This window comes from Pedococcus sp. P1_H8 (assembly GCF_056405175.1).
Genome location: NZ_JBFUCP010000004.1, coordinates 615,371 through 633,121, shown reverse-complemented (window position 1 = coordinate 633,121; position 17,751 = coordinate 615,371). Strand labels below are relative to the sequence as shown.

Below are 17,751 nucleotides of genomic sequence, written 5' to 3'. Positions count from 1 at the left end.
GACAAAACCGGGCGATCTGCGGCAGGCTGATCGCGTGCCCGCCCCGCCTGCTGTCGACGCCGCCGACTTCCTCGATCTGGGCGACCCCACCGTCGTCGCGGACCCCTACCCGCACCTCGCCGCACTGCGGACGGTCGCTCCGCTCGCCTGGCACAGCGGCCTGGGTGTCTGGCTCGCGAGTGGACATGCCGAGGCCGGTGCCGTCCTGCGTGACCGACGGCTGGGCAGGGTGTTCGCACCCCGCACTCCGGACGCCGACTGGGACACCTTCAACTGGCTGCACGCCGACTCGATCCTCGACAGCGAACCGCCGAAGCACACCCGCCTGCGGCGCCTGGTGGCCGGCGCCTTCGGGCGTGGGCACGTGCAGCGCCTGGCCCCCCGGATCCAGGAGCTGGCCGAGGGGCTGCTCGCGGAACTGCCAGACGGCGAGTTCGACGTCATCGAGCACTACGCCGAGCCGTTGCCCGTCCTGGTGATCGCGGAGCTGCTCGGTGTCCCCGAAGCCGATCGCCACCACCTGCGGCCCTGGTCCCAGGCCATCGTGCGGATGTACGAGGTGGGCCGCACCCCGGCCGACGAGGCGGCGGCGCGCGAGGCCTGTGGTGCGTTCGCGGCATACGTCGAAGAGCTCGCGGCGCACCGCGCCGAGGCGCCGGGCGACGACCTGCTGACCGACCTCGTCACCGCTCGCGACGGGTCGGACCGGCTGTCGGCGCACGAGCTCGTGGCGACGGCCGTGCTGCTGCTCAACGCGGGGCACGAGGCGAGCGTCAACGGCTTCGGCAACGGGCTGCACTCGTGGCTCACCGCGGGCGACCGGTCGGAGCCGGACGTCGCCGACGATGCGGCGGTGTCGCGCCTGGTCGAGGAGTTCCTCCGCCACGACTCGCCCCTGCACCTGTTCGAGCGAACCGCGAAGGAACCTGCCGAGGTGGCCGGGGTCGCGCTCGAACCCGGTGACAAGGTGGCGGCGCTGCTCGGTGCGGCCAACCGTGATCCCGCGGTGTTCGCCGAACCCGACCGCTTCGACCCGACGCGCGACCCCAACCCGCACCTGGCGTTCGGGGCCGGGATCCACTTCTGCATCGGTGCGCCCCTGGCCCGGCTGGAGCTCGAGATCTCGGTGCGCACCATGCTCGGCCGCTTCCCCGACCTCGTCGTCGTCGAGGCGCAGCGCCGCCCGACGTTCGTGCTCCGGGGGTTCGAGCGACTGGTCGTCAGCCCACGCGCTTGACCGCCCACAGGAAGTCGCCGAAGCCGCCCGGAGCGGTGAGGGCTGCTGCGGCTGACGAGGTGGCCAGCCCCTGGAGGTAGGCCTGGGGGTCGCGACTCGCCAGCTCGAGCGGCGGGTGCCGACCGTCCACGCCGAGTCCGCGCAGCGCCGTGCGCTGGTCGAGCAGCTCGTCGTGGTCGAGGGTGTCCATGGCCACGTGCGCCGTCAGGTCGCACGTCCCGTCGGGCACGGGCGGGACCAGCTGACCGCGCCGGTATGCCGCGAGGGTGCCTGCCACAGGGCGGTCGCCACCGCGGTGGCCGTAGTCCACGGCGACGAGGACGCCGCGGCGGACCCGGCTGACCAGCTCGGCCCACGCGCGGTCGCGCGGGAGCCCGACCTCGACCCTGTCGCCGCTCTGCATTGTCTCCCAGTGTGTTTCGGCCCAATCGAGATCGTCGCCGCCGACCTCCTGACCAAGGGACTCCTCACCGGTCTCGACGTCCACCTGCACCAGCCGGAGGGTCCCCTCGCCATCCACCTGCGCCACCGGACACGGCACGACGTCGAGCCATTCGTGGGCGAAGACGAGCGCGCGGTCCAGGTCCCGCAGGTCTGACGGCAGGGCTGGCCCACCCGGGGAGACGTGCCACTCGATGGACGGCGCGAGGGCCTGCGGTCTGGAGACCACGTCGACTCCGGTGAGGCGCAGCGCCGCGTCGACGGCCTGCACGTGGGTGAGGAGCTCGCCACGGCCGGCGCCGACGTCGACGACGTGGGTGAGGCCGTTGTCGCGCGCCAGCTGTGCCACCGCGCCCGCCAGGACCTCGCCCAGTGAGCCGTGCGTGGCCGTCGTGAAGTGGCCGGCGGGACCCGGAGCGGCGCGGTAGAAGCCGTCGGGACCGTAGAGGGCGCCCTGCCAGGCCGCCTGCCAGTCGAGGAGGGTCACCCGGTCAACCTATGCCGGGTCGTGCGGGTCGGCACTCGCCCAATCGACGCAGGAGCGCTGCGTCAGGTGGACAACCCGCGAGATAGGTTGGGCGGGTGACTTCGGCCGACGAGCGTCCTGCCCGACTCGACGTCGGTGTCGTGGGGGCCGGTCGCGTCGGTGCCGTCCTGGGGGCGGCCCTCCAGCGGGTCGGCCACCGCGTGGTCGCGGTCTCGGGCGTCAGCGAGGAGTCCCGGACGCGCGCGGCCCAGCTGCTGCCCGGCATACCCGTCGTCGCCCCGGAGGATGTGGTGCGGCGCTCCGAGCTGGTCCTGCTCGCGGTTCCCGACGATGCCTTGACGGACCTCGTCGCGGGACTGGCCGCGACGAGGTCGTGGCAGGCGGGCCAGCTCGTCGCGCACACGTCCGGCAGGCACGGACTCGAGGTCTACGCACCCGCCCTCGAGCAGCACGTCCTCGGGCTGGCCCTGCACCCGGCCATGACCTTCACGGGCACCGGGCTGGACCTCGAACGCCTCGTGGAGTGCTGCTTCGGCGTGACCGCTCCCGAGCCGCTGCGCCCGGTCGCCGAGGCCCTGGTCCTCGAGATCGGCGCCGAACCCGTCTGGATCGAGGAGTCCGCCCGTCCGCTCTACCACGCGGCGCTCGCCCACGGCGCCAACCACCTCGTCACCCTGATCGCCCAGTCGCTGCAGGCGCTGCGGGCAGCAGGGGTCGAGACGCCGTCGAGGGTGCTCGGCCCGCTGGTGTCCGCGGCGCTCGACAACGCGTTGCGCGCGGGTGACGCTGCCCTCACCGGACCCGTCGCGCGCGGTGATGCGGGTACCGTTGCCGAGCACCTGCGACAACTCCAGAGCCTCAGCCCCGACATCCGACCCACCTACCTGGCCCTCGCCCGGGCCACCGCCGAGCGAGCCCTGGCCAGCGGTCGGCTCAAGCCGCACGTGGCCGAACCCCTGTTGGACATCCTCGCGACCGACCAGGAGCGATAAGTGAGCGAACACTCCGGTATGCCGTCCGCCTCCGCGGGCGCCATCGTCACCGACGTGCCCCCTCCCTTGGGCGTCGACCCCGTGGTGGCGCGGACCCGCGACGAGCTGCGGACAGCCAGGCGCAGCCTCATGGACGGGGATGTCGCGGTGGTCATGACGATGGGCGCGCTGCACGACGGGCACGCGACCCTCATCGAGACGGCCAGGCAGCGCGCCGCGCACGTGGTCGTCACGATCTTCCTGAACCCCCTGCAGTTCGGGCCGCGCGAGGACCTGTCGCGCTATCCGCGGACCTTCGACAACGACATGGAGATCTGCCGTCGAGCGGGCGTGGACCTGGTCTTCGCACCGACGCCCGACGTCATCTACCAGGACGGCGACCCTGCCGTCCGGATCTCGGCGGGGCCGTTGGGCAACGTGCTGGAGGGACAGGCTCGCCCCGGCCACTTCGACGGCATGCTCACGGTCGTCGCCAAGCTGCTGCACCTCACTCGCGCGGACTCCGCCTACTTCGGGCAGAAGGACGCCCAACAGCTGCTGCTGATCCGGCGGATGGTGCGCGACCTCGACTTCCCGGTGAAGGTCGTCTCGGTGCCCACCGTTCGTGAGGCCGACGGACTGGCGATGAGCAGCCGCAACACCTACCTCACCGACTCCGACCGGGAGACGGCGCTGTGCCTGTCACAGGCGCTGCGGGCCGGTGCGGCAGCGGCGGCCGAGGGGCCTTCGGCGATCCGCCGGGCCGCCCGCACGGTGCTGGTGCGCGAGCCGTTGGCGCTGATCGACTACCTCGTCCTCGTGCACCCTTCGACGTTGGAGGACGTGCCCGAGTGGTACCGCGGCGAGGCCCTCCTCGCGGTCGCCGGACGAGTGGGCACCACCAGGCTGATCGACAACCTGCCGATCTCGGTCGGGCCCGGTGGAGGGGCGCTCGAGGTCTTCTCCGACGTCGACTCCGCCAGCGGCTGACCACACAGCGAGGAACGTGCACATGCAGCGCTTCATGCTCTACGCCAAGATCCACCGGGCCACGGTGACCCAGGCCGACCTGCACTACGTCGGGTCGCTCACCATCGACCTCGACATCATGGATGCCGCAGGCTTGCTGCCGGGCGAGCAGGTCGACGTCGTCGACGTGGACAACGGCCAACGCCTGACGACCTACGCGATAGCGGGGGAGCGAGGGACGGGGATCGTCTGCATCAACGGTGCGGCGGCCCGGCTCATCTCGCCGGGCGACACCGTCATCATCATCGCGTATGCCGCGATGGACGACCACGAGGCGAGGTCCTTCGAGCCCCAGGTCGTCTTCGTCGACAAGGACAACAAGATCGTGGAGATCGGCCACGACGGTGGGGACGTGCCCGAGGGCTTCGGGCTCAAGACCTCGGCCGTGACGCGGCGCCACCATGACTGACGCCACCAGCACTGGCCCCACCGTGACTGACCCCCCGGGGCCGAGCATCCCTCGCCGGCTGGTCGCCGGTCTGCCCGGCTGGACCACGTCGGCGGACGTCGTCGTGGTGGGTTCGGGCATCGCCGGGCTCACGACGGCCCTGCGGCTGCGACAGCGCGTGGACCGGGTGCTCCTGGTGACCAAGACGGTGCTCAACGAGGGGTCCACCCAGTGGGCCCAGGGTGGCATCGCGGCCGCGCTCGACCCGGGGGACTCGCCCGAGGAGCACCTGCACGACACCCTGGTGGCCGGGTGTGGAATCTGCGACGTCCCCGCGGTCACAGCCCTGGTCCACGAAGGCCCGGAGCGAGTCCGCGAGCTGGTCGCCCTCGGTGCCGAGTTCGACCTCGACGACGCTGGCGAGCTCAAGCTCACCCGTGAGGGCGGCCACCACAAGGACCGGATCGCCCACGCGGGTGGCGATGCCACGGGCAAGGAGATCTCCCGGGCCCTCATCGCCGCACTGCACCGCGTCATCGACGACCCCGGCATCGAGGTGATCGAGCACGCCCTGGTCGTGGACCTGTTGCAGGACAGCGAGTCCCGCGTCTGCGGCGTGACGCTGCACGTCATCGGCGAGGGGCAGATGGACGGCGTCGGAGCCGCCATGTCGCGCGCCGTCGTCCTGGCCACCGGCGGCCTGGGGCAGGTCTACTCCGCCACGACCAACCCGTCGGTCGCCACCGGCGACGGCATGGCTGCGGCCCTGCGCGCCGGCGCCGTGATGGCCGACGTCGAGTTCGTCCAGTTCCACCCCACGGTGCTGTGGCTGGGACCGGGGTCCAGCGGCCAGCAGCCGCTCATCTCCGAGGCCGTCCGCGGCGAGGGAGCGTTCCTCGTCGACCGTGACGGGGTTCGGTTCATGCAGGGGCGTCACCCGCTGGCCGACCTGGCTCCGCGCGACGTGGTCTCGCGAGCCATCGTCGACCGGATGCAGGAGACAGGGGAGGACCACGTCTACCTCGACGCCCGCCACCTGGGGAAGGAGTTCCTCGAGGAGCGCTTTCCCTCCATCGTGGCGCGCTGCCGGGAGCTCGGTTTCGATCCCGCGACCGACTTGCTGCCGGTCGCCCCGGCACAGCACTACGCCAGCGGCGGGGTGCGCACCGATCTCGTCGGACGTTCCTCGCTCGACGGCCTCTACGCCTGTGGTGAGGTGTCCTGTACGGGCGTCCACGGCGCCAACCGGCTCGCCTCCAACTCGCTCCTCGAAGGCCTGGTCTTTGCCCACCGCATTGCTGACGACATCAGCGAACGGATGGCGGGCGGCCAGTTGCCGCAGGCAGATCCGGCAGTCGAGACACGCGAGGAAGCCCTGTCCAGCGGGTCCGCCCTGCTCGACGGCTCGGCCAGGATGCAGGTGCAGGCCGCGATGACGGCGGGCTCGGGCGCGGTGCGGTCGGCCGCCTCGCTGGCGAACGCCGCGCTCGCTCTTCACGACCTCGCCCTGGCCGCCACGTCCACCGAGTCCGGTCCCCAGTCGTGGGAGACGACCAACCTGCTGCACATCGGCCAGGTACTCACCCTCGCAGCCTCGTTGCGCGAGGAGACCCGTGGTGGTCACGTCCGCAGCGACCACCCCGCGCAGGTCGATCCCCGCTGGCGCGGCCACACCCTGGTCGTGCGAGGCGCCGACGGCACGCTCTCCACCACGTTCGAACCCGTTCCCGAACAGGACCTCGCATGACCGATCCGCACCCAGCCGACCTTGCCGACCTGCGGTTCCCCGAGGCCGGCGCCCTGGCCGTCATCCGCATCGCCCTCGACGAGGACCTCGGGGGGCCGGACGGAGTCGACGTCACGACGACGGCCACCATCCCGGTCGACCAGGTGAGCACGGCGAACGTCGTGGCGCGCGAGGACGGCGTGCTGGCCGGCATACCCCTCATCTCCATGGTGTTCGACGAGGTGGCCACGCGGATGGGCGCCGAGCCCCTGAGCATCACCACGAAGCACCGCGACGGCGACCTCGTCGGCAAAGGCGACGTCGTCGCCACGCTGGCCGGCTCGGCCCAGGTGACCCTGGTCGGCGAGCGAACCATGCTCAACCTCGTGTGCCGGCTCTCCGGCATCGCCACGAACACCCACGCCTGGGCGCAGCGGCTCGAGGGCACCGGTGCCACGGTCCTCGACACGCGCAAGACCACTCCCGGGTTGCGCGCCCTCGAGAAGTACGCCGTCCGCGCGGGCGGCGGCACCAACAAGCGCATGGGCCTGTTCGACGTGGCGATGATCAAGGACAACCACAAGCTCGCCGCCGGCTCACTGAGCAAGGCGTATGCCGCGGTGCTGGCGAAGTTCCCCGACGTCCCGATCCAGGTGGAGGTCACCACGACCGAGGAGGCCCTCGAGTCGGTCGAGGTCGGCGCGCGGTTCCTGTTGTGCGACAACATGCCTCCGCAACAGCTGCGCGAGACGGTGCTGGCCGTGCGCGCGACCGGTGAGGACGTCGAGCTCGAGGCCACGGGCGGGCTCACGCTGCAGGTTGCGCGCGAGTACGCCGAGACGGGGGTCGACTACCTCAGCGTCGGCGGGCTGACCCACTCCTCCCCGATCCTCGACCTGGCCCTCGACCTCACCGACTGACCCCACCGACGACAGACCTGCACCCCCGAGATCCCAGCTCTCGGGCCGGTTCGAGGTTGTATTGCCCGAGAGCTGGGATCTCGGCGTGGGTCGCGCCGTACTCCTTCCCCGCTGTGCGGGGCGCATCACGCAGATCGGTACCCTTTGCGGGTGAGCCAGACCCCCAGCGCAACCGACGCCACTGCCGTGGCGACCCAGCCCGACGCCGACCTGCCCGAGCAGATGAAGGTGCGTCGCGAGAAGCGGGACCGGTTGCTGGCCGAGGGCAAGCAGGCCTTCCCGGTCGCGGTGCCGCGCACCCACACCCTCGGTGACGTGCGCGAGCAGTGGGGTCACCTCGAGACAGGCGAGGAGACCCAGGACCTCGTCGGGGTCGCAGGCCGCGTCATCTTCATCCGCAACACCGGCAAGCTCGCCTTCGCGACCCTCCAGGAGGGCATCGGCACCCGCCTGCAGGTCATGCTCAGCCTCGCGGAGGTCGGCGAGGACTCGCTGGCCGAGTGGAAGTCGACCGTCGACCTCGGCGACCATGTCTTCGTCGAGGGCCGCGTGATCTCCTCGCGCCGTGGCGAGCTGTCGGTCATGGCCACCCGGTGGGAGATGGCGTCCAAGGCGCTGCGCCCGCTGCCGGTCCTGCACAAGGACCTGTCGGAGGAGTCGCGGGTGCGCCAGCGCTACGCCGACCTGATCGTCCGGCAGGAGGCCCGCGACATGGTGCGCACCAAGGCGCGCGCCCTGTCGGCGATCCGCGGGGTCCTCGAGGCCCAGGGCTACCTCGAGGTCGAGACGCCCATCATCCAGCTCATCCATGGCGGGGCGGCGGCCCGACCGTTCCGCACCCACATGAACGCCTTCGACCAGGAGATGACCCTGCGCATCGCGCTGGAGCTCAACCTCAAGAAGGCCGTCGTCGGGGGAGTCGACCGCGTCTACGAGATGGGCCGCATCTTCCGCAACGAGGGCGTCGACGCCACCCACAGCCCCGAGTTCACGATGCTCGAGGCCTACCAGGCCTATGGCGACCAGACCAGCATCGCCGCCCTCATGCGCGACGTCTTCCTCGGCGTCGCCGACGCACTCGGCTCGCGCCAGGTCGAGACCGCTGCCGGCACCGTCGACCTCGACGGCGAGTGGCGCTGGCTGCCCGTCTACCAGGGGGTTTCCGAGGCGCTGGGTGAGACGGTCACCATCGACACCGACGTGGACACCCTGCGCGGGTATGCCGCGAAGCACGACGTGGCCATCGACCCGGCCTGGGACAAGGACAAGGTGTTCCTCGAGCTGCTGGGTGAGCTGGTCGAGCCGGGGCTGCTGCAACCGACGTTCCTGTGTGACTACCCGGCGATCGCGCAGCCGCTGGCCCGCCCGCACCGCAGCGAGCCGGGACTGATCGAGGCCTGGGACCTCATCATCGGCGGGGTCGAGCGGGGGACGGGCTTCTCCGAGCTCGTTGACCCGGTGGTCCAGCGCGAGGTGCTCACCGCCCAGTCGGTCAGGGCTGCCGGGGGCGACCCCGAGGCCATGCAGCTCGACGAGGACTTCCTGCGGGCCCTGGAGTACGGCGCTCCGCCGATGGGCGGCCTCGGCTTCGGCGTCGACCGCCTCGTCATGCTGTTCACCGACGCCAGCATCCGCGAGACCATCCTGTTTCCGCACCTCAAGCCGGAGGTTTCCCGATGAGTGGCATCTGGCCCTACATCGCCGCGTTGATCCCGTCGGCCGGCGTCGGATTCCTCTTTTGGCTGGTCATCAAGAACATGATCGAGGGCGATCGCAAAGAGCGTCTGGCGCATTCGCAATGGGATGCGGAGCATGCTGAGGGCGAGAGCACGAAGGACAATTCAGGGCATTCCGCGAATGGCGAGAAGATTTCCTGAGGGGCCTTTCTGATCGGCATTTGAGAATGGGCTGATGTGACCACTATCTTTGACACACTTCCCATTCACGTTTTCCGAGAGGAATCTCCATGGCCCAGCGCGTCAGCATTGTGCTCGAAGACGACATCGACGGTTCGGTTGCAGAGGAGACGGTGACGTTCGCCCTCGACGGCGTCACCTACGAGATCGACCTCAACGGCAAGAACGCCGCCGCCCTGCGCGATGCGCTGGCGCCCTATGTCGGTCACGCGCGCCGCTCGGCGGGCCGCCGCACCACCGGTCGTCCTGCCGGTGGCCGGGGCACGGGAAAGCGCGACCTCGGTGACGTGCGCGAGTGGGCGCGCTCCAACGGGCACAAGGTCAGCGATCGCGGCCGCATTTCCGCCGAGGTCCAGGCCGCCTACGACAAGGCGCACTGACGCTGGATATCCGCCAGGTCCCAGAAGGGACTCAGGGCCTTTCCTGGGACTGGCGGGCAATTCTCGACGGTCAACGCAGCGGAGCCGATCCACTGCGTGAATGGCGTCGCCACCTGACGATCTCGACGGGACGCCAGTACGCCGCGATCGTGCCACCGGCAATGCCGTCGGCCTTTGTCCTGCAATGGACTCTCGAAGTGGCCGCCGAGGTCGGGGTGTATGCCGCGCGGCACCATTCGTGGGTCGTGCACCCCGAGGCGTCGGGCCTCAGTTTCGAACTGCAACCGACCCAGCTCTACCCCGTCGCAGCCCAGTTCATGACGCCCACAGGCACCCGGGCGCCGCTCGACGACCGGCTGGAAGCCGCCCGGGCGGCATACCGGGTGGCTGGACTCGAGCTGGCGCTGGGCTATCGGTCCGACGCCAAGCTCGGTGACCACACCAGGCGCGCCATGGTCGACGACGTGTGGGCCATGACCCTGGCGCGGGCCAGGGGCAAGCGCCCGCCGCGGCGCGGGTCCTGCTGCTTCATCTACGTCCTGCCCGGCGTGCACGAGTGCTCCGGCTGCCCGCGGGTGGGTGGGACGAGCTGACGCGGCGGGGGGCCTAGGGCAGCAGTTCGGCCAGGAGGTCGCCGTCGGACTCGAGGCGGTCGAGCACCTCGTCGAACATCAGCTGCTCGAACTTCGCGCCCTCGGCGCCGGCCTCGACCTCGTCCCACGAGCGGGGCGCTGCGACCGTCGGTGTCTCCTTGCCGCGCATCGAGTAGGGGCAGACGGTCGTCTTGGCCGCGACGTTCTGGCTCCAGTCGAGGAAGATCTTGCCCGGCCGCAGCGACTTGGTCATCTTCCAGACGATCAGGTCGGGGTGCTTCTTGGTGAGCTCCTGCGCCAGCTGCATGGCGAGGTCGCGGGTCTGGTCGGACGTGAGGTCGCCCGGCAGCCCGGCGTAGAGCTGCATCCCTTTGCTCCCGCTGGTGACCGGAAAGAGGTCGAGGCCCAGGGCGCCGAGCCGGTCACGCACCATGACGGCGACCTGGGCGCACTCGCGCAGCCCGGCCGGCGAGCCCGGGTCGAGGTCGATCACGAGCCGGTCGGGGTGCTGCCGCTCGCCGTCGAGCACGCGCCACTGCGGGATGTGCAGCTCGATGGAGTTGAGGTTGACCAGGTAGGTGAGCTGCGCGAGGTCCTCGACCATCGGGTAGGTCACCGTGTCGATGGTGACCCGGGGGAGCCAGGACGGCGCCCCCGACGGCAGGTTCTTCTCGAAGAAGCTCTGGTCACCCGTGCCATGCGGCCAGCGCACCCGGGTCAGCGCCCGGTCGGCCAGGTGGGGGAGCAACACGTCGGCCACCTGCGCGTAGTAGCTGAGCACCTCGCCCTTGGTGGTCTCCGTCGACGGGAAGAGCAGCTTCTCGAGGCTGGTGAGCTTGAGCGTGCGGCCCGCGACCTCGACGCGGGTGGCCTGCGGGACGTAGCGCTCAGGCACCGTCCACCTCCTGGAGGTCGTCGGGCGTCAGGTCGGCGCGGATGCCGAGGTATGCCGGTTGGCGCAGCCTCCCGTCGCGCGTCACCTCCAGGGTGCGCGCCTCGACGACGACGACCGGGTCGACCCACCTCGCGCCGACGCTGTCGATGCGCGGCACATCGTCGCTGAAGGGCGAGTCCGGCCGGATGTGCGGGGCGAGGGCGTCGGCGAGCTGGGTGGCCGCGCGACCGGCGATACCGCTGCCCATCCGCCCGGCGAACCGCCACCCACCGGCGCCGTCGGGCACACCGAGCAGTACGGCTCCCAGCCGCCCGGAGTCGTTGGTCTTCTCGGGCCGCCAGCCACCGACCACCGCGGAGACCGTCGAGCGGTGCGGCGACTTGAGCCAGTCGCCGGAGCGCCGACCGGGCAGGTAGGGGGCTGATCGACGCTTGCTCACGACGCCCTCGAGTCCCTGCTCCAAGGTGGCGGCGAAGAGCTCGCGGCCGTCCTCGTAGACCGGGGGCACCTGCCAGTGTCGACCGGCGAGGTCGAGCCGTTCGAGCAGCTCGCGCCGCGCCGACAGCGGCTGGGAGGTGAGGTCGGAGCCATAGAGCCGTAACAGGTCGAAGACCATCAGGGTCACGGGTCGCACCGCCGACAGACGCTCGGCCTTGCGCCGGTCGCGGACGTGCATGCGGTCGGCCAGGGCTCCGAACGACGGTCGGCCGCCGTCGAGGGCCACGACCTCCCCGTCGAGGAGCATGTCGTCGTAGGCCTCGGCCAGGGGCAGCAGCTCCGGGTAGCTCACCGTCACGTCGTTCCCGATCCGCGACGTCAGCGTCAGCACCCCGTCGTGGACGTCGGCAAGGACGCGCATGCCGTCCCACTTGACCTCGTGCAGCCACTCGTCACCCTCGGGGATGAAGGTGGTGGGACTGGCCAGCATGGGGCGCATGGGGCCATCCTGACGCATAGGCTGGTGACCACGTGCGGGGCCCGAGGAGTCTCGTCACGGACAGCGTCGGACGGAAGGACGAGCAAGCATGCGAGCGATTTGGAAGGGCGCGGTGTCCTTCGGCCTGGTGAACGTGCCGATTCGTCTCTACTCCGCCACCGAGAACCATGACGTGCAGTTCCGGCAGGTGCACCGCGAGGACGGCGGCCGCATCAAGTACCAGCGCATCTGCAGCATCGACGGCGAGATCGTGTCCTACGACGACATCGCCAAGGGGTACGAGACGGAGGACGGCGAGATGGTGGTCCTCACCGACGAGGACTTCAAGGACCTGCCGGCGACGAGCAGCAAGGAGATCTCGGTCGAGAAGTTCGTCCCCGCCGAACAGATCGACCCGATGCTCTATGACAAGTCCTACTACCTCGAGCCCGACAAGGCCTCGACCAAGCCGTACATCCTGTTGCGCGATGCCCTCGAGAAGGAGAATCGCGTCGCGGTCGTGACGGTGTCGATCCGCACTCGCATGACGATGGCGGTGCTGCGCGTCCACGAGGGCGTCATCCTCATGCAGACCATGTTGTGGCCGGACGAGATCCGCAAGCCGGACTTCGCGACCCTCGACGACGAGGGCAAGGCCACCAAGCAGGAGCTTGCCATGGCCGACCTGCTGATCGAGCAGCTCGCGGGGGACTACCAGCCCGAGGACTACGAGGACGACTACGCCGCGGCGCTGCAGTCGCTCGTCAAGGCCAAGGTCGAAGGCGGCGAGGTGCAGTTCGCGCCCGAGTCCAAGGACGAGTCGGGCGAGGTCGTCGACCTGCTCGCCGCCCTCAAGAAGTCCGTCGACAAGGCCAAGGCCTCGCGCGGGGAGTCCACCGCCGACACGAAGAAGCCGGCCGCCAAGACCGCCGCGAAGAAGACGGCGGCCAAGAAGGCCGCCAAGAAGGCCAGCTGACGCCCACGTTCGCTGGCAGGCCATGATGGGCCCATGCCCGAAGGCCACACCCTGTTCGCGCTCGCGCGGGACCTCGACGCGGCATACCGGGGGACACAGCCGACGGTGAGCAGCCCGCAGGGAAAGTTCGCGGCCGGCGCCGCGCTGCTGTCCGGGCGCACCTTCGTCCACGCGACCTCGTGGGGCAAGCACCTGTTTGCCGAGTTCGAGGAGGACGCGTGGCTGCACGTCCACCTCGGCCTCATCGGCACCTTCACCATCGACGACCGCCCGTATGCCGGTGAGCTGCCGGTGGTGGGCCAGGTCCGGCTGCGCTTGGCCACCGACGAGCACGTCGCCGACCTCCGTGGTCCCAACCTGTGTGCCGTGATCACGCCCGACCTGGTGGAGGCGGTGATGGCCCGCCTCGGCCCGGATCCCCTTCACCCAGAACCGGATCCGGAGATCGCCTGGCGCAAGATCTCCCGCAGCAGCAAGGCGATCGGCGAGCTGCTGATGGACCAGTCCGTGTTGGCAGGGATCGGCAACGTCTACCGCAGCGAGGTGCTGTTCCGTCAACGGGTCGACCCGTTTCGACCCGGCAAGGAGATCCGCCGCACGACGTGGGATGCCATCTGGCTCGACCTCGTCGACCTGCTGCCCCTGGGGGTGGCCACCGGCAAGATCGTGACCGTGGCGGAGCAGGTGGACCAGATCCGGGCCGAGCTCGCGGCGGGCCAGGTCGACCGGCTGGCGGAGCGGACGTCCTACGTCTACCGCCGTCAGGGCGAGCCGTGCCGGGTCTGCGGTTCGCGGATCCGCACCCGGGTGGTGGCCGGCCGCAACCTGTTCTGGTGCGGTCGCTGCCAACGTCGCCGCTGACGGCCGTCCCGCTCGAGCCGCGCTGAGTGAAGGATTCCATGGGCTCTGGTCCACGGAATCCTTCACCGAACTTCCCCCGGCTCGCGCGCACGAGGGCCGGCCGCACCGGCTGTGGATGGCGAGAAGCCGCTGCGCCTGGACCTGTGACGCTGGGCGGGTGCCGATCAACTGGGGAGAGCTCCGACGACTGGCGGACGGCCAGGCTGACCACCTGACACGAAAGCAGTGCCTCGCGGCCGGGATGACCGAGGCCGGGCTCAAGTGGCGGGTGGACTCCCGGCGATGGATCCGCGTCCACGCGGGCGTGTTCCTGACCAAACCCGGTCGCACGGATTGGCACGGCTCGGCTGTCGCGGCATTGCTGCGGGTGGACTCGGGCGGATCGGCTGCTGATGCCGCTCTGAGTGGGAGGTCCGCGGCCCATCTGTGGGGACTCCAGCCCCGCCCGCCTTCCACGCTCGAACTGGTGGTGCCACTGCGCCGCAGCGTCACGGCACCCAAGGGTCTACGGGTGACGCGGTCATCGAGGTGGGACGACCTGGTTCATGACCTGGCCTACCCGTGGCGCACGACGGTCGCCGCAACAGTCGTCACTCTTGTCGGCCAGAGTTCCGCGGTGGACGCGCTCGCCCTGGTCGCCAACGCTGTCCACAAGGAGCTGGTCAGCACGACGGAACTCCGCGAAGAACTCCGACGGTGGACCCGGCACCGACATGCTCGACTGTTGGCACCGGTGCTGGGGGACGTGGAGGACGGCGCGCAGAGTGGCGCAGAGGTCCTGTTCATCCGCGACGTCGAGCGGGCTCACGGCCTGCCCGTTGCCACCCGGCAGGCGCCGACGCGCAGCGGTCCTCGGCGTTATCGCGACAACCTGTACGACGCGCAAGGGGTGGTGGTCGAGGTCGACGGCCGGCTGGGTCACGAGCTTGCGAGGTGCCGATAGCGACGGAGTGAAGGATCCCGTGGGTCAGGATCGACGGGATCCTTCACCCAGGCGTTTCTCGTCACTGCGGGTGGGCGGTCCAGCGTCCGGCCAGCCCCAGCCCGAGCAACAGGAGGAGCGCCGCCAGGCCGGCAAAGGCGACGCTGATCTCGACGTTGCGTTCCTGCAGGTCGACATGCTTGGGCAGGTCGTTCAGTACCCCCTGCAGCTGGTCGGCGTCGCTGGCCTTGAAGTACTCCCCACCGGTCGTCCGGGCAACCGTCTGCAGCGCGTCCTCGTCGACGACGAGGAAGTTGCGCCCTCCCGGCCCCAAGCCGCCGCCGAAGCCGCCGGGCGGACCGTCGAAGAGCCCTCCTCCGAGCTGGTCGCGCGTGCAGACCATCTGGGTCGGCTCGGTGGTGCCGAAGCCGATCGGGTAGACCCGCACCCCGCGCGCGGCCGCCTGGATCGCCGCCACCTGGGGAGACACCCCGCGGGTGTTGGCGCCGTCGGTCAGCAGGACGACGATCTCGGGCACGATCTTGGCCCGCTCCACCTCCGGCGACCCCGGCGGGACCGTGGGGCTGGGCGTCGGAGTCAGGGAGTCGGGGCCGTCGCCGGCGGTGTCGCTCGAGTCGACGGGGGCGACGTCGGGGTTGATCTCGGCGATCGCGTCGATCGACTTGAGGATCGCTGCCCCGATGGTGGTGCCGCGTCCGGTGGTCAGCCCGTCGACGGCATGCAGGAGGTCGTCGTGGTTGGTCGTCGGCGCGACCGCCACCTGGGCGAACCCGGAGAAGACCACCAGCCCGATCCGGGTGCGGTCGTCCTGGTTGTCGATGAAGTCACGCACCGCTTCCTGAGCTGCCGCAAGGCGATTCGGGCTGACATCTGTCGCGCACATCGATCCCGACACGTCGACGGCGAGGATCACGGCCGAGCTCGAGATCGGCACCTGCGCACGCACTTGCGGCCGGCCCGCCGCCAGACCGAGCAGGGCCAGGCTGAGCAGGACGAGGGCAAGCGGCACATGCCGGCGCCACGTCCGTTGGCGGGGCAGCACCGCGCGGATCAGCGCGACGTTGGAGAACTGGACCGCCACGCGGCGGCGTCGCCGCAGCTGCCAGAGGTATGCCGCGACGAGGACGGGGACGGTCAGCAGCCCCAACAGGGCGGCGGGGAGCGCGAAGGACATCGCTAGACCACCCGTCCCGAGCGGACGACCGAGACGGCTGAGCCCAGCATCAGCAGCACGGCTGCGGCGGCGGCAAACCAGGACGTGATCTCACGACGCTCTGTCCGCGCGGTCCAGGTGAGGTTGATGGAGCTGTAGACCTTGCTCAGGGCGGCGCTGTCGCTCGCGGCGTAGTAGGTGCCGTCGGTCGTCTCGGCGATCTTCTGGAGAGTGGCCTCGTCGAGGCGGGTCGAGATCTGGAAGCCGTCGACCTCGAGGACGGTGCCCTGGGGGCTGCCCAGCCCGATCGGGAAGATCCGCACGCCGGCGGTGGAGGCAAGCTCGGCCAGCACGAGTGGATCGGGATCGGTGGTGTTCTCGCCGTCGGACAGCAGCACCACGGCAGCCGAGCCGTAGTAGCCGACGTCGTCCCCCGCAGCCGTGCCGTCCTGGCCGGTCTCGTCGACGCTGATCGGCTTGCCCGCTATCGCGCTGATGGCCGAGACGATGCCTCGCCCGAGAGCCGTACCGCCCTGAGGGGCCAGCCGGTCGATGGCGGCCAGCACCTCCTTGCGGTCGTCGGTCGGCTGCTGCGAGATGACCGCCGAGTCCCCGAAGGCCACGACGCCCAGCTTGATCGACGTCGGCTGTTTGGCCACGAAGGTGCGGGCCGCTGCCTTGGCCGCGTCGAGCCGCGTCGGCGCGAGATCCTTGGCCGCCATGCTCGTCGAGACGTCGAAGGCCAGGATGACGGTGCCCTCGCGTCGCGGCTCGGCCACCGTTGCCGAAGGACGCGCCAGCGAGGCCAGCAGCAGCGTCAGGGCGGCGAGCAGGAGCAGAGGTGCGACGGGACGCCATCGGTCGGGGCGCTCCTGGGTGGCCGCGACCAGTCCCTCCGCCGCCAGCTGCGCGCGACGCCGGGCGCGGCGGCGCAGCTGGGCCCGGTAGGCGACCACCAGGGCGGGGACCGCGAACAGGGACAGCAACAGCATCGGCCACTCGAAGCTCATCTCCGCCTCCGCCTGCGCAGCTCGGAGATCCGGGCCAGCGCCCTGACCAGGTCGTCGTCCGTGGCCACGGCGTAGATCTCGGTGCCTGACCGACGTGCTGTCGCGACGAGGGCGTCCTGCCGCTCCCGGGCCCCCGTCGCCAGCCGTTCCCGGAAGACCGGGTCGTTGGTGTCGACGAAGATCTGTTCGCCCGTCTCGGCATCCTCGACGTAGACCATCCCGACGGCCGGAAGCTCGGACTCCCGCGGGTCGACCACCTGGATGGCCACCACGTCGTGGCGTCGCGTCAGCAGCGACAACGGCTGCTCCCAGCCAGGTTGCGTGATGAAGTCGGAGACGATGACCAGCAGCGAGCGGCGACGAGCCAGCCCGAGGGCCGCACGCAGCAGCCGGGACAGGTCGGTGGTGTCCTGCGACCGGACGCCGGGCGGCGGTCGCAGCAGTGCCTGGCTGATCCGGAGCACCTGGTTGCGACCGTGCCCGGGGGGGATCGTCTCGATGCTCCCGTCGAACAACGCCGCACCGATGCGGTTGCCACCGCGGGCCAGGATGTGCGCGATCGTCGTGGCGATCTCGGCCAGTACCAACGACTTCTGGCGATCCACCGGCCCGAAGCCCATCGATGCCGACCGGTCCAGCAGGAGCCAGGCCGTGACCTCACGGTCCTCGACGTACTCGCGAACGTAGGGCGTGTCCATCCGGGCGGTGACGTTCCAGTCGATGTGCCGCAGGTCGTCACCCGGCTCGTACTCGCGCAGGTCGGTGAAGTCCACGCCGGTGCCGCGGAACAGGGTCCGGTAGTCGCCTTGGAGCCGCCCGTCGAGACGGCGCACCACGCGCCACTCGAGCCGCCGGAGCAGGCGCTCGGCGGTCAACGGTCCCGTGGCGGCTGGCCCGGGAGCCACAGGC

The 17,751-nt window shown here is 70.5% G+C and carries 19 protein-coding genes; 13 read left to right on the top strand and 6 right to left on the bottom strand.

The window, feature by feature from the left end; all coding sequences use genetic code 11:
* Positions 1-34 precede the first annotated feature (34 nt).
* A complete protein-coding gene (locus tag AC1DYG_RS08470; protein WP_477639410.1) occupies positions 35-1,237 on the top strand; it encodes a cytochrome P450 in 1,203 nt (400 codons plus the stop codon).
* On the opposite strand, the gene AC1DYG_RS08465 is transcribed toward AC1DYG_RS08470, so the two are convergent.
* Positions 1,221-2,165 (bottom strand): SAM-dependent methyltransferase, encoded by a 945-nt coding sequence (locus AC1DYG_RS08465; RefSeq protein ID WP_477639409.1) that lies wholly within the window; start codon positions 2,163-2,165, stop codon positions 1,221-1,223. The genes AC1DYG_RS08470 and AC1DYG_RS08465 overlap by 17 nt on opposite strands.
* Positions 2,166-2,260: 95 nt before the next feature.
* Between AC1DYG_RS08465 and AC1DYG_RS08460 the strand changes: the two genes are divergently transcribed.
* The 9 genes from AC1DYG_RS08460 (at position 2,261) to AC1DYG_RS08420 (ending at position 10,088) form a co-directional block, all read left to right on the top strand.
* Positions 2,261-3,157, top strand: a complete 897-nt coding sequence (locus tag AC1DYG_RS08460) for a Rossmann-like and DUF2520 domain-containing protein (RefSeq protein ID WP_477639408.1) — start codon at positions 2,261-2,263, stop codon at positions 3,155-3,157.
* Between the two features lie 18 nt (positions 3,158-3,175).
* The gene (gene panC, locus AC1DYG_RS08455; RefSeq protein ID WP_477639487.1) at positions 3,176-4,126 is read left to right on the top strand and encodes a pantoate--beta-alanine ligase; all 951 of its coding nucleotides are present in this window, start codon (positions 3,176-3,178) and stop codon (positions 4,124-4,126) included.
* Between the two features lie 22 nt (positions 4,127-4,148).
* Positions 4,149-4,574 (top strand): aspartate 1-decarboxylase, encoded by a 426-nt coding sequence (gene panD / locus AC1DYG_RS08450; protein ID WP_477639407.1) that lies wholly within the window; start codon positions 4,149-4,151, stop codon positions 4,572-4,574.
* Positions 4,567-6,300 (top strand): L-aspartate oxidase, encoded by a 1,734-nt coding sequence (locus tag AC1DYG_RS08445; protein WP_477639406.1) that lies wholly within the window; start codon positions 4,567-4,569, stop codon positions 6,298-6,300. The genes panD and AC1DYG_RS08445 overlap by 8 nt, the downstream gene beginning before the upstream one ends.
* Complete coding sequence (gene nadC, locus AC1DYG_RS08440) at positions 6,297-7,199, top strand: carboxylating nicotinate-nucleotide diphosphorylase (RefSeq protein WP_477639405.1); 903 nt, start codon at positions 6,297-6,299, stop codon at positions 7,197-7,199. The genes AC1DYG_RS08445 and nadC overlap by 4 nt, the downstream gene beginning before the upstream one ends.
* Positions 7,200-7,421: 222 nt before the next feature.
* Positions 7,422-8,879 (top strand): lysine--tRNA ligase, encoded by a 1,458-nt coding sequence (lysS, locus tag AC1DYG_RS08435; RefSeq protein ID WP_477639486.1) that lies wholly within the window; start codon positions 7,422-7,424, stop codon positions 8,877-8,879.
* Positions 8,876-9,076 carry a hypothetical protein gene (locus AC1DYG_RS08430; protein ID WP_477639404.1) on the top strand — a complete coding sequence of 67 codons (201 nt, stop codon included), beginning with the start codon at positions 8,876-8,878 and terminating at the stop codon, positions 9,074-9,076. Before lysS ends, AC1DYG_RS08430 begins: the two co-directional genes overlap by 4 nt.
* Positions 9,077-9,165: 89 nt before the next feature.
* Positions 9,166-9,495 (top strand): histone-like nucleoid-structuring protein Lsr2, encoded by a 330-nt coding sequence (locus AC1DYG_RS08425; RefSeq protein WP_477639403.1) that lies wholly within the window; start codon positions 9,166-9,168, stop codon positions 9,493-9,495.
* A 197-nt stretch (positions 9,496-9,692) separates the two neighbouring features.
* Positions 9,693-10,088 (top strand): (2Fe-2S)-binding protein, encoded by a 396-nt coding sequence (locus tag AC1DYG_RS08420; RefSeq protein ID WP_477639402.1) that lies wholly within the window; start codon positions 9,693-9,695, stop codon positions 10,086-10,088.
* 13 nt (positions 10,089-10,101) lie between these two features.
* Here AC1DYG_RS08420 and ligD (AC1DYG_RS08415) read toward each other — a convergent pair whose 3' ends face one another.
* Together ligD (AC1DYG_RS08415) and ligD (AC1DYG_RS08410) are read right to left on the bottom strand one after the other, a co-directional pair.
* The gene (gene ligD / locus AC1DYG_RS08415; protein WP_477639401.1) at positions 10,102-10,983 is read right to left on the bottom strand and encodes a non-homologous end-joining DNA ligase; all 882 of its coding nucleotides are present in this window, start codon (positions 10,981-10,983) and stop codon (positions 10,102-10,104) included.
* The gene (gene ligD, locus AC1DYG_RS08410) at positions 10,976-11,920 is read right to left on the bottom strand and encodes a non-homologous end-joining DNA ligase (RefSeq protein WP_477639400.1); all 945 of its coding nucleotides are present in this window, start codon (positions 11,918-11,920) and stop codon (positions 10,976-10,978) included. Before ligD (AC1DYG_RS08410) ends, ligD (AC1DYG_RS08415) begins: the two co-directional genes overlap by 8 nt.
* Before the next feature lie 88 nt (positions 11,921-12,008).
* Between ligD (AC1DYG_RS08410) and ku the strand changes: the two genes are divergently transcribed.
* The 3 genes from ku to AC1DYG_RS08395 all read left to right on the top strand — a co-directional run bounded on the left by ku (position 12,009) and on the right by AC1DYG_RS08395 (position 14,679).
* Positions 12,009-12,875 (top strand): non-homologous end joining protein Ku, encoded by an 867-nt coding sequence (ku, locus tag AC1DYG_RS08405; protein WP_477639399.1) that lies wholly within the window; start codon positions 12,009-12,011, stop codon positions 12,873-12,875.
* 33 nt (positions 12,876-12,908) lie between these two features.
* Positions 12,909-13,736: an Fpg/Nei family DNA glycosylase gene (locus AC1DYG_RS08400; RefSeq protein ID WP_477639398.1), complete on the top strand. Its 828-nt coding sequence runs from the start codon at positions 12,909-12,911 to the stop codon at positions 13,734-13,736.
* Positions 13,737-13,893: 157 nt separating this feature from the next.
* Complete coding sequence (locus AC1DYG_RS08395; protein WP_477639397.1) at positions 13,894-14,679, top strand: hypothetical protein; 786 nt, start codon at positions 13,894-13,896, stop codon at positions 14,677-14,679.
* A gap of 61 nt (positions 14,680-14,740) precedes the next feature.
* Here AC1DYG_RS08395 and AC1DYG_RS08390 read toward each other — a convergent pair whose 3' ends face one another.
* Genes AC1DYG_RS08390 through AC1DYG_RS08380 form a run of 3 tightly spaced genes read right to left on the bottom strand, consistent with a single transcriptional unit; the run spans position 14,741 to position 17,747 of the window.
* A complete protein-coding gene (locus AC1DYG_RS08390) occupies positions 14,741-15,853 on the bottom strand; it encodes a VWA domain-containing protein (protein WP_477639396.1) in 1,113 nt (370 codons plus the stop codon).
* Positions 15,854-15,855: 2 nt separating this feature from the next.
* Positions 15,856-16,842: a vWA domain-containing protein gene (locus tag AC1DYG_RS08385; RefSeq protein WP_477639395.1), complete on the bottom strand. Its 987-nt coding sequence runs from the start codon at positions 16,840-16,842 to the stop codon at positions 15,856-15,858.
* On the bottom strand, positions 16,839-17,747 hold the full coding sequence (locus AC1DYG_RS08380) for a DUF58 domain-containing protein (protein WP_477639394.1): 909 nt from the start codon (positions 17,745-17,747) through the stop codon (positions 16,839-16,841). The genes AC1DYG_RS08385 and AC1DYG_RS08380 overlap by 4 nt, the downstream gene beginning before the upstream one ends.
* Between the last annotated feature and the right edge of the window lie 4 nt (positions 17,748-17,751).